Origin of the sequence: Pseudorhodoferax aquiterrae (genome assembly GCF_014652235.1) — a bacterium.
GTDB lineage: Bacteria > Pseudomonadota > Gammaproteobacteria > Burkholderiales > Burkholderiaceae_C > Pseudorhodoferax > Pseudorhodoferax aquiterrae.
Genome location: NZ_BMYK01000001.1, coordinates 556,226 through 567,535 on the forward strand (window position 1 = coordinate 556,226; position 11,310 = coordinate 567,535).

10 protein-coding genes are annotated in these 11,310 nt (G+C 71.3%); 5 read left to right on the top strand and 5 right to left on the bottom strand.

Annotation, left to right across the window (positions count from 1 at the left end; translation table 11 throughout):
• Nucleotides 1-65: 65 nt before the first annotated feature.
• The gene (gene gshA, locus IE209_RS02640) at nt 66-1,673 is read left to right on the top strand and encodes a glutamate--cysteine ligase (protein WP_189685456.1); all 1,608 of its coding nucleotides are present in this window, start codon (nt 66-68) and stop codon (nt 1,671-1,673) included.
• 4 nt (nt 1,674-1,677) lie between these two features.
• Here gshA and IE209_RS02645 read toward each other — a convergent pair whose 3' ends face one another.
• Both IE209_RS02645 and IE209_RS02650 read right to left on the bottom strand, forming a co-directional pair.
• The gene (locus IE209_RS02645; protein WP_189685457.1) at nt 1,678-1,893 is read right to left on the bottom strand and encodes a hypothetical protein; all 216 of its coding nucleotides are present in this window, start codon (nt 1,891-1,893) and stop codon (nt 1,678-1,680) included.
• Nucleotides 1,890-2,273 (bottom strand): HPF/RaiA family ribosome-associated protein, encoded by a 384-nt coding sequence (locus IE209_RS02650; protein WP_189685458.1) that lies wholly within the window; start codon nt 2,271-2,273, stop codon nt 1,890-1,892. The genes IE209_RS02645 and IE209_RS02650 overlap by 4 nt, the downstream gene beginning before the upstream one ends.
• A 140-nt stretch (nt 2,274-2,413) precedes the next feature.
• Between IE209_RS02650 and IE209_RS02655 the strand changes: the two genes are divergently transcribed.
• A complete protein-coding gene (locus IE209_RS02655; RefSeq protein ID WP_189685459.1) occupies nt 2,414-3,400 on the top strand; it encodes a Bug family tripartite tricarboxylate transporter substrate binding protein in 987 nt (328 codons plus the stop codon).
• Nucleotides 3,401-3,406: 6 nt separating this feature from the next.
• Here the strand turns inward: IE209_RS02655 and IE209_RS02660 are convergent, their stop codons facing one another.
• The 3 genes from IE209_RS02660 to IE209_RS02670 form a co-directional block, all read right to left on the bottom strand.
• Complete coding sequence (locus IE209_RS02660) at nt 3,407-5,959, bottom strand: fused MFS/spermidine synthase (protein ID WP_189685460.1); 2,553 nt, start codon at nt 5,957-5,959, stop codon at nt 3,407-3,409.
• On the bottom strand, nt 5,956-6,579 hold the full coding sequence (locus IE209_RS02665) for a putative 2OG-Fe(II) oxygenase (RefSeq protein WP_189685461.1): 624 nt from the start codon (nt 6,577-6,579) through the stop codon (nt 5,956-5,958). Before IE209_RS02665 ends, IE209_RS02660 begins: the two co-directional genes overlap by 4 nt.
• 95 nt (nt 6,580-6,674) lie before the next feature.
• On the bottom strand, nt 6,675-7,259 hold the full coding sequence (locus tag IE209_RS02670) for a PEP-CTERM sorting domain-containing protein (RefSeq protein ID WP_189685462.1): 585 nt from the start codon (nt 7,257-7,259) through the stop codon (nt 6,675-6,677).
• 196 nt (nt 7,260-7,455) lie between these two features.
• Here IE209_RS02670 and IE209_RS02675 point away from each other — a divergent pair, with 196 nt between their 5' ends.
• From IE209_RS02675 to IE209_RS02685, 3 genes are all read left to right on the top strand, one after another.
• Entirely contained in the window at nt 7,456-7,902 is a 447-nt protein-coding gene (locus tag IE209_RS02675) for a copper chaperone PCu(A)C (RefSeq protein ID WP_189685463.1), read from the top strand.
• A 129-nt stretch (nt 7,903-8,031) separates the two neighbouring features.
• Entirely contained in the window at nt 8,032-10,227 is a 2,196-nt protein-coding gene (locus IE209_RS02680; RefSeq protein ID WP_189685464.1) for a CehA/McbA family metallohydrolase domain-containing protein, read from the top strand.
• A 114-nt stretch (nt 10,228-10,341) separates the two neighbouring features.
• Complete coding sequence (locus tag IE209_RS02685; RefSeq protein WP_189685465.1) at nt 10,342-11,199, top strand: peptidylprolyl isomerase; 858 nt, start codon at nt 10,342-10,344, stop codon at nt 11,197-11,199.
• Nucleotides 11,200-11,310 lie beyond the last annotated feature (111 nt).

Sequence of the window (11,310 nt, forward strand, 5' to 3'; positions counted from 1 at the left end):
TCCTGCAGGGCTTGGCGGCCTGTGATACCTTCCGGCCCCACACAGATTCCGGGGCTTGAAACAACATGGCCACAACGACCTTGCATGCCAGCACGCCCCTCACGGAGCGCGTCGGCGGCCTCACGGCCGAGCGCCTGCGCGGCATCCGCCGCGGGCTCGAGAAAGAAAGCCTGCGTGCCACGCCGAACGCCGGCCTGGCGCTGACGCCGCACCCGGCCGCATTGGGTTCGGCCCTCACGCACGAACACATCACGACCGACTTCAGCGAATCGCAGCTCGAACTCATCACCGGCGTGCACGCCGATGTGGACAGCTGCCTCGCGGAACTGCGCGAGGTGCACCAGTACGTCTACCACGTGCTGCGCGAGCAGGGCGACGAGATGCTGTGGGTCTCCAGCATGCCCTGCGGGCTGCCGACCGACGAGACCATCCCGCTGGGCCGCTACGGTTCGTCCAACGTGGGCCGCGCCAAGAGCGTCTACCGCATGGGGCTGGGCCACCGCTATGGCCGGCGCATGCAGACCATCTCGGGCATCCACTACAACTGGTCGATGCCGGGCATCGACAGCGCTGCCTACTTCGGACTGATCCGCAACTTCCGCCGCCACGCCTTCCTGCCGCTGGTGCTGTTCGGCGCATCGCCGGCCGTCTGCGCGAGCTTCGTGCAGGGCCGCGAGCATGCACTGCAGCCGTTCGGCGAGCACAGCATGTACCTGCCGCACGCGACCTCGCTGCGCATGGGGCGCCTGGGCTACCAGAGCGACGCGCAGTCCACGCTGGCCGTGAGCTACAACAGCCTGGAAGGCTACGGCGCCTCGCTGCAGGAGGCGCTGACCAAGCCCTATCCGGCCTACGAGGCCGTGGGCATCCGCAACCCGGGCGGCGACTACAACCAGCTCGCCACCAGCCTGCTGCAGATCGAGAACGAGTTCTACGGCACGATCCGGCCCAAGCGCGTGATCCGCCCGGGCGAGCGGCCGCTGCACGCGCTGCGCGAGCGCGGTGTCGAATACATCGAAGTCCGCCTGATGGACCTGGACCCGTTCGAGCCGCTCGGCATCGCGGCCTCGACCATGCGCTTTCTCGACGTGTTCCTGCTGCACTGCCTGCTCAGCGACAGCCCGCCCGATACGCCCGAGGAGATCGCCGCGCTCGCGCGCAACCAGCAGCGCGTGGCCGCGCGCGGCCGCGAGCCGGGCTTGGTGCTCGAGCAGGACGGTCGCGAGCGCGTGCTGACCGAATGGGCGCTGCAGCTCGTCGACGAGTGCACGCCCATCGCCCAGGCCATGGATGCCGCGCTCGGCGGCGAGGGCCACATGGCGGCGCTGCGCGCGGCACGTGCGGCGCTGCTGGCGCCCGAGACGCTGCCTTCGGCCCGCGTGCTCGAACATGCCACGCGCGCACACCACAGCAGCTTCACGCGCTTCACCTTGCAGCATTCGCTGCAGACGCGCGCTCAGCTGCTGGCGTTGCCATTCCCGCAGGCGCTGCGCGCGCGCTTCGTGGCGGCGTCCGACGCGTCCATCGAGGCGCAAAAGCGCATCGAGGCCAGCGACACCATGCCCTTCGACGTCTACCGCGAGGAGTATCTGCGGCCCGAGCGTCTGGGGCTGGGCCTCAAGCGCCGTGGCAGCGCTGCGGCACCGCAGGTGCTGCAGGCCGCCGCGCTCTGAACGGTTAGGGCCGGCCGGCGCGCCGGCGCCACAGGAAGTGGCCGATGAAGGCCAGGCCCAGCACCAGCGCGAACCAGCCGACGATGGCCGATTGCGCGATCGTGTCGCGCATGCCCGAGGGCGCCATGAACTGCGGCCCCAGCAGCACCGCCAGTCCGATCACGCAGCACAGCCCGCCCTTCCAGGCCAGGTCGGCTTCCTTCTTGGCGTCGCGGCTCACAGGGCCGCCGCGTCGGGCTGGTCGGCGCCAGGCACGCCGTCCTTGCGGATCGAATCGCGCTCGCGGTGGCGGTTGTCGCGGCCGCGCTCCACCGTGTGTTCCACCAGGCGCTTGAGCTTGTCGGTGGCACCGCGCACGGCCAGGTCCTGGCTGTCGCCGTCGTGGTGCACGGCCAGCGGCTGGTGGTGCGCCAACCGCGCCTCCAGGGTGCAGCGCTTGTCGGCGCTGCCGGACTTGCCACCGTTCTCGTCGGACAGGTGCATCTCCACGCGCGTGATGTCGTGGCGAAAGCGCGCCAGCTCGTCCTGCAGGTATTGCTCGGCCCAGCGGTCCAGCGATTCCTTGTTGGGCAATCCGGTCGTGTTCACTTGTACTTGCATGGGTCGGGTCTCCCGAAAACCTTTGACAGCACAGTGTGCCTGAGGCCCTGCCTCGGCCCTGTAGGAGCGCGGCGATTCCCCGTGGCCGCTCTGGTATCGTTCTTGCGTTTTTTTGCCCGCACACCCCACCAGGAGCCCCCATGTCCCGACCCTTCCTGCCTTCTGCGACCCGCCGCAGGCTCACCCAGGCCCTGGCCACGGCGGCCCTGCTGGGCGCGACCGGCCTGGCCCAGGCCCAGTCCACGGTGCGCATCCTGGTCGGCTTTCCGGCGGGCGGTGGCACCGACGTGATCGCGCGCACCCTGGCCGACAAGCTGCAGGGCGAGCTTGGCCAGAGCGTGATCGTCGACAACCGCGCTGGCGCCGGCGGCCAGATCGCGGCCAATGCACTGAAGACCGCCGCGCCCGACGGCAACACCTTCTTCCTCACCCACGACCACACCGTCTCCATCCTGCCGCTGGTCGTCAAGAACCCCGGCTTCGACCCGGCCAAGGACTTCGTGGCCGTGGCCGGCTTCGCGACCTTCGTGAACGCGCTGGCCGTGTCCGGCGGCACGCCGGCCAAGTCCATGCCCGAGTACCTGAACTGGCTCAAGGGCCAGGGCGGGCGCGGCACCATCGGCATCCCGGCACCGGCCTCGACGCCCGAATTCCTGGTCAAGGTGCTGGCCGACAAGTACAAGATGGACCTGCTGGCCGCGCCCTACCGCGGCAGCGCGCCCATGATCGCGGACATGCTGGGTAACCAGATCGGCGCGGGCATCGGCTCCGTGCCCGACTTCATCGAGAACCACAAGGCCGGCAAGATCCGCGTGGTCGGCGTGCTGGGCAACGCGCGCCAGGCCGCCATGCCCGAGGTGCCGACCTTTGCCGAGATGGGCGTGTCCGGCTTCGAGGACCTGCCCTACTACGGCATCTTCGCGCCGGCCGGCACGCCGCAGGCCGCGATCGACCGCTTCTCGGCCGCCGTGGCCAAGGTCGTCGCGCTGCCCGACGTGCGCGAGAAGCTCACGGCCATGGGCCTCACGGTGGGCTACATGCCGCAGCAGCAGCTGCACAGCCGCGAGCAGGCCTACACCAGGACCTGGGCGAAGATCATCAAGGACAGCGGCTTCCAGCCCCAGTAAGTCCTGCTAAGGCAGCCGGCGCAGCAGCTCGCCGGCTTCGGTGCGCGCCGGTTGCAGGCGCACCAGTTCATCGAGCAGATCCCGCGCGGCCGGCGCATCCACGCGCGCCAGCGCGGCCGCCATCTGCAGCAGCGGGTCGTAGGCCGGGCGGAAGTCGGCGCTCGTGCGCAGCACCTCCAGCAGCGGCTGCTGCACCTGGGCCAGCATGCGCCGCACGTCGGCGCTGGGCTGCACGGCGCGGCCCGCGGCCAGGAAGCGCGTGCGTGCCTCCCAGTAGGCGGCCAGGCGGGCGGCCGCGGCCGGCTCGGCCGTGACCAGTTCCTGCGGCGCCAGCGAAAGCTCGGCCAGCAGCGCGGCCAGGCGCTCGCGCGGCGGCGGCGCGGCCGCGTAGGTCGCGCGCGGCGCCAGGTAGGCCACGATGGGGTGGTCGTCCGTGTTGGTCGGTGCGTCGGCGGCCAGGCGCTGCAGCGCCTGCGGCCCGGCGACCAGCGTGCCGAGCACGGCGTAGGCGTCGTCCAGGCCCAGGCCAGCGGGGCTGCGCGGCCACTGGCGCGCGGCCAGCACGCGGGCCTGCAGCTGTGCGAGGTCGAAGCGGCTGCCGTCGGCGTGGCCCACCAGCCCCAGCACCGGCGTTTGCAGGCTCAGCGTCGCCAGCACCGCGCCGCCCTCGGGGAAGGCCGTGGCGAAGGCGCGCACGATGCTGCGCAGCGTGGGCAGGTCCAGCTGGTGCAGCGGCAGCCACTGGCAGAACAGGCCGCCTGCCGCCAGGCGTGCGCGCACGGCCTGGAAATGCTCGACCGTGTAGAGCGCGGCCGAGCCGCTGCGGGCCGGGTGGAAGTTGTCTGAGACGATGAGGTCGTAGTGCGCGCGGGAGGCGCGCACGAAGCGGCGCGCATCAGCCGCGACCGTACGCAGCCGGCCGCTGGGGGTGCGCTCAGTTGCCGCGAACCATGGCATGGCCGCGATCACCTCGGGCAGCAGTTCCACGGCCTCGACCTGCAGGGCCGGATCCAGCGTGGCCGCGTTCGCGGTGGTGCCGGTGCCCAGTCCCAGGAACAGCGCCGTGCGCGGGGCCGGGTGCAGCAGCAGCGGCAGCAGCGCCTGGCGTGCATCGGCCGACCAGGCGGCATTGCTGCCTTCCTGCTGCCGGTTGTCGATGCGCAGCCTGCGCGTGCCGTCGGCTTCCTCGACCACGCTGACCGCGGCCATGGAGCCTTCGCGGTAGCTCAGCACGCGGCCGCCTTCGGGCAGGTGGACGAAGGCCAGCGGCGGTGCCGCCAGCGCGAGCACGAGCACGAGCGCGGCCGCGCCGATGCCGGCCGGCAGCGCGATGCCGCGCGCATGGCCGAGCGGCCAGGCCAGCAGCAGGTAGCCGGCCGCCACCAGCAGCAGCGCGGCCTTGGCGCCCAGCGCTGGCAACAGCAGGAGGCCGAACACAAGCGGCGCTGCCGCCGCGCCCAGCGTGTTGACGCCCAACGCCAGATGCAGGCCGGTGCCGGCCGCGCGCGCCTGCGTCGCCAGGTGGCTGAACAGCGCACCCATCAGCAGCGTGGGCGGCCCGAAGGCTGCGACCGCCAGCACGGCCTCGGCCGCCAGCGCGGCGGGCATGCCGCTGCCCAGCCAGGCCAGGGCATGCGCTTTGAGCGCCTCGGCGCCCCACAGGCTTGCGGTGCCGGCCAGGCAGGCCAGCGCGAGCCACGCCGGCAGGCGCTCGCCGCGCTGCCGCGGCCGGCGTCCATGGAGCGCGGCGCCGGCCGCGCTGCCGACCAGGTAGACGGCCAGCAGCAGCGCGAAGGTGTAGACCGTGTTCTCGGCTACCTGGCTCAGCACGCGCACCACGAGCACCTCGTAGCCAATGCCCAGGAAGCCCGTGGCTGCCAGCAGCGGCAGCAGCCCGCGCGCGGTGCGCGGCGGGCTCTGCGGCTCGGCCGGCGCCTCGTCGCGCAGCAGCCGCAGCGCGGCCAGCGCGCACAGCAGGTTGAGCAGGGCGCAGACCAGGGCCGTGCGTGCCAGGCCCCAGGTCGGCACCAGCCAGAACGCGCTGGCCAGCACGCCGACCACGGCGCCGAAGGTGTTGCCCGCGTACAGCGGCGCGATGGCACCACCGCGCCAGTGCTGCGCCAGCGCGCGCTCCATGGCCGGCAGCGTGGCGCCCATGGCGGCGGTGGCCGGCAACAGCAGCGCGAAGCTGCCGCCGAAGGCCACGCCCCATTGCCACAGGGGCGATGGCTCGGCGCCGATCCACTGCAACAGCGCCTGGCCCATCGGCGCCATCGCGAACGCCAGCACCACGCTCCACAGGCCGATCGCCAGCTCGCAACCCGCGTACCAGCGGCCCGGCCGGCGGCTCGCGGCGATGCGCCGGCCCAGCAGCAGCGCCCCCGAGGCCAGGCCCCCGAAGAAGGCCGCCACCACGGCCAGCACGCCGGCCGTCTCGTGGCCCAGCCACAGCGCGCTCTGCTGCGTCCAGACGATCTGGTAGCCCAGGCCGGCGAAGCCCGAGGCCAGCATCAGCGCCAGCACCGCCGCGCGGTGAGGACCTTGCTGTCCTGCGCTCATCCGCTGAAGGAAATCCTGTAGCCCCAGGAATCCAGCCGGGTCGGGATGGCGTTGAGCGCCATGGTGATGCGGCGCGGGCCGGGGTTGGTCGGCACCGCATGCATGAGGTAGCTCGGGAACAGCACCAGGTCGCCCGGCTCGGGCTGCGGGCTGATCCACTTGTCGGCGCTGTAGGGCGTGGTGTTCACGCCGTCGTGGTCGTTCTTGAACGCGAAGTCGTGCCCGCCCGGCGACTTCATGAACACCGTGCGCGCATCGGGGTGGGTGGGCGTCAGGTAGACCACGCCCGAGATGAAGCTGTTGGCGTGGTTGTGCATGGCCTGGCGCCCGCCGGTGTCCAGCAGGTTGACCCACATCTCCTTGAGCGACCAGCCCAGCTGCTCGCCGAACATCTGCGCGCCGAACGCGCCCAGGTGCGGCGTGATGCACTGCGCGGCCTGCACCAGCAGCGGGCTGTCGCCGGGCTTGAGCATGGCCGTGTGCGAGAGCTGGCCGGACGCGTTGTTGGCGATGCCGGCGGCGCGGCTGAAGTGGCTGACCAGGCCGTCGACCAGGGCGGCATCCAGTGCCGCGGGCACGCGCAGAAAGGGCGTGGGGAACAGTCCGAAGAGCTCGTGCATCGTGCTCGGTGGGCGCGGAGGGTGGGGGAAGTTCCAAGGCAGAAATGGCGGCACCCGCCGGGTGCCGCCTGTCGGCGCGGTGGCGGGCGCCGTGTTTACGAGCGGCGACGGCGGGCAGCGGCCAGGCCCGCCAGGGCCAGGCCGAACAGCAGCGCGCTGGTCGGCTCGGGCACGGTGTTGAAGGCCAGGTCGTCGTAGGCGATGCTGGCGTCGCCGTTGAAGGTCACCGAGTAGGCAATGCCCGAGAGGTTGGCCGAGAGCTGGTCGAAGCTGCACCAACCGATGTCGGTGCAGTTGGCCGCGTTGCCGGCCAGGTCGAAGGAGGCGAGCGCGGTGCCCGTGCCGTTCAGACCGCTCCAGACCGTCAGCGCGCCCGTGGCGGCGGCGATGGAGGAGTACGAGAAGCTGAACAGGCCGGAGAAGCCCGAGGCGACGTTCATGGCCGAATCGGTGTCGGCCGCGAACATCACGCCCAACGGCGAGGGCGCGTTGGTGAAGAAGGTCGACCACGCGTCGTTCTGCAGGCCCAGTGCGCCACCGCCGAAGCGCACGCCGCTGGCGGCATAGGTGTCGCCGACCGAGGCGAAGCTCGGCGCGGACTCGAAGTCGATGGTGACCTGCGCGGCCAGGGCCGGCGCGGCGGCGAACAGGGCCAGGGCGGCCACGGGAAGAAGCTTCATTGGGAACCTCCAGGAATCGTGTTGTGGGCAGGGCGGCGCGCAAGCGCGCAGCTGTCGGCAAGGTGCAGACGCGGCCGCACTGTAGGCAGCGATCACGACAGGGCTGTGACGGTGCTGCGTGCGCCCTGCGCGACCGTCACGACGCTTTCACCGCCGCTGTCTAGGCTGGTCGGCCACCGACTTCCCTGGAGTTCCCATGCCCCCCTTCGTCCACCGCCGCGCCGCGCTGCGTGCCGGCCTGGCCTTCGGCGCCGCGCTGGCCCTGCCGCAGGCGCGCGCCTGCGAGTACTTCGCCGACAACCTGCGCATCACGCACCCCTGGTGCACGGCCACGCCGCCGGGCGCCACCTCGGCCATCGTGTCGATGGTGTTCGACCAGGTGACGCGGGCCGACCGCCTGGTCGGCGTGCAGACCATGGTCGCCGAGGGCGCGGAAATCGGCGGCCACCTGGCCCGGCCCGCGGTGGACTTCGCGATCCCCGCAGGCGCCGAGACGCACCTGAACGCGCATGGCACCTACCTCAAACTCACGGGCCTGAAGTTCCCGCTCGAGGTCGCGCGCACCTTTCCCATGGTGCTGAGCTTCGAACACGGCGGCGTGGTGCAGGCCACCCTCAACGTGGACCTGCAGCGCTTCATGTGACACAGAGCCGTCACGGCGGGGTCACGCCCCGTTCCTAGCATCGCCCGCGGTCCTGCCGCCGGCCCGAACGAGGGGGCCGCACCAAGGGGTGCAGCCAGGCGATTTCCAAAAAAGCCCAATAGGAGTCCTATGAAGAACGTGTTCAAGAAGAACCCGGTCGCGCTTGCCGCGGTCACGGTTCTGGCCACCCTGGCCCTGGCGCCGGCTGCGCATGCAGCCAAGCCGGCCGGCACCTACGTGACCGGCGACTTCCACAACCACACCACCTGCTCGGACGGCGCGATCTCCATGCAGAAGCTGGTCAAGAAGTCCACCGACAAGACCGACACGCCCTGGGGCCTGGACTGGTTCGTCCAGGCCGGCCATGGTGGCACCGGCAACCGCAACTGCACGCTGGCCGAGGACGATTCGCTGGCCACGCCCGCCTACCCGCTGGTCTACGCCGCCGACGGCAGCACCGTCATCGGCCCCAACACCACCTGGCAGAACAGCCAGCCGCCCGTGGAGCCCCAGGGCACGCCCAGCGGCACGCGCCCGAACCAGAACATGTGGCGCTGGCAGGCGATCCAGCAGTACCAGTACCCCATCACCGAGTACCTGAACGCGCTCAAGAACGTGCCGATCTTCGTCGGCATGGAGTCGGTCGTGTCCGGCCACGAGCACACCTCGATGTCCGTCATCACGGGCCAGGTGCCGGCCGCCATCGACACGCGCGCGCTGCCCACCACCAAGGGCTATACGCCGCTGGGCAACGCCAATGCGCTGTCGCAATGGGCCTACTGCTTCGACCGCGGCAACGACGGCGACCTCACGCGCGGCGGCCCCAACGGCTGGACCTGCAACGTGCCGGGCAGCGCCAACGAGGCCAGCCCGAACTGGAACGCCGGCGCTGCCAAGCTGATGGGCTCGGGCGAGGCCGGCCACATCAAGACGGTCGAGGGCATCAAGTGGATGGCCGCCTACCACCCGGACGGCAGCTACTACGTGCCGGCCCACCTGGAGCGCGCCGGCCCGTTCAATCCGAACGGCAACAACGGCTTCAACGTCGAGCACCTGCGCAACTTCAACAACGCCGGCCCGCGCATCGCGGTCGGCTTCGAATCGCAGCCCGGCCACGGCGCCTCGGACAACCGCGGCGAGTACTCGCCCAACCGCAACAGCATCGGCGGCGTGCGCGTGGACTCGGTCGGTGGCACCACCTACGGCGGCACCGGCGTCTACGCCGCGCAGATCGGCGGCGTGTGGGACGCGCTGCTCGGCGAAGGCCGCAACTGGTGGTTCTTCGGCAGCTCGGACTGGCACAACCGCGGCCAGTTCGGTCCGGACGACCGCCGCTCCACGCAGGACTTCTACCCCGGCGAGTACCAGCGCGACTTCATCATGGTGCGCAAGGGCAACGACACCAAGCTGCGCCCGCAGACCATCGTGGACGGCATCCGCAGCGGCAACAGCTTCGTGGCCACGGGCCAACTGATCGACCGCCTGGCCTTCGTCGCCTGCGCGTCCTACGCCGGCCCGGCCAGCCGCACCAACGCAGCGGTCGAAGCCATGGCCGTCAAGGCGGCGCTGGCCAACACCGACACCGACGTGGCCGGCTGCGCCACCATGGGCGAGAAGCTGCAGGTGCGTGCCGGCGCGGAGATCGTGGTCTCCATCGTCGTGCGCGACCCGGCGGGCACGAACTACGCGCCCTACACCTTCGCCAACCCCTCGCTGGCCCAGGTCGGCATCCAGCAGCCGCTGAACCGGCCCGTGCTCGACCATGTGGACGTGGTGCGCGGCCTGGTCAGCGGCTACCGCCAGCCCGGCAGCGCCGGCTACGCGGGCCAGTGGCCCAACGACTGGCTGATCAACCCGAACATGGCCAACGTGCCCGACGCCGCCAAGAACACCACGGCGGCCGTGCTGCGCACCTTCAACGAATCGAGCTGGAAGCCGGTGGCCGGCAACGCCGAGTACAAGGTCATGAGCTTTCGCATCCCGGCCGTGACGGCCTCGCAGTACCTGCGCCTGCGCGGCTCCAACCTGCCGGCCAGCGTGCCCTACGAGACCGATGCCAACGGCAACCCGCTGGCCGACGTCTACACCAACGCCGGCGACACCACGCGCCTGACCATCCCCTGCCAGGTCGCCGGCGTCAACGTGCCGGGCAACGGCGGCACCTACACCGGCACGGCCATCGACGGCTGCCCCAACCACCTGCCCACGGTGGCCGGCCAGAAGTACGTGGCCTACGACGTGGCGGCCTGGGCCGACCTGTGGTTCTACAGCAACCCGATCTTCGTCGAGGTGGCCGGTTCCACCGTGGTGGCCGGTGTCAAGTGAGCAGGGCCTGAACCCGTCCTTGTAGCGCAAGGCGCCGCGCGGCTTCGGCCTCGCGGCGCCTTGCCATGCCGGGTGGCCGCAGCCGCCCGCAGCCGATATCGAAGAGTGATTGCCATGCCTTCCAAACCGAACCGCGGCCCCAGGGCCGCGCCTGAAGCAGCAGCCCCCCGCCCGCGCTGGTGGCGCGAACCGCTGCTGCACTTCGTGGTCCTGGGCGGCCTGCTGTTCGCGGTCGACCACGCCATCGTCGGCCGCGCCGAAGACCCGCGCACCATCGTGCTGACGCAGGATGCCGACACCGAGGTGCAGGAACTGTTCAAGGCCTCCCGCGGCCGCCCGCCCAACCCCGAGGAGCTGGCCGCGCTGCGCCGCGCCTGGCTGGACAACGAAGTGCTGTACCGCGAAGGCATGGCCATGCAGGTCGACCGCGGCGACGACGCGATCCGCCAGCGCGTGATCTTCAAGGCGCTCAGCGTGCTGGAGACCGACAACAAGCTGCCGCCCTACGACGACGCCTCGCTGCGCGACTGGTTCGAGAAGCACCGGGCCAAGTACGACGAGCCCGCGCGCTTCGATTTCCGCGAGGCCGTGCTCTCGGGCGACATGACGGAGGCCGCGGCGCGCGCGCTGGCGGACCGCCTGAACACCGGCGTGCCGGGCGAGATCGGTGCCGGCCTGCGCGTGTTCAAGGGCCGGCCCCATGCCAACCTCGTGCAGAGCTACGGCGAGCCCTTTGCCAAGGCCGTGGAGGGCGCTCCGCCCGGCCGCTGGCAGGCGCTGTCCGGCAAGGACGGCTGGCGCGTGATCCAGCTGGAGGCCGTGTCGGCCGCCAGGCCCGCCGACTTCGCGGTCCTGCGCGGCGTGGTGCTGCAGGACTGGACCGACCAGGTCATGGCCGAGCAGCGCACGGCGGCCGTGCGCGCGCTGGCCGAGAAGTACACCATCCGCATCGAGGCCGAGGCGGCGAGATGAGACCACCCCCGTTTGGATTTCTCACTGCGTGTAGAAATCCCATCCCCCCTCAAGGGGGCGCCGCCGGCGGTCTGGCAGAGGTTCTATGGTCCGCGTCAAGCCGGCGAGGCC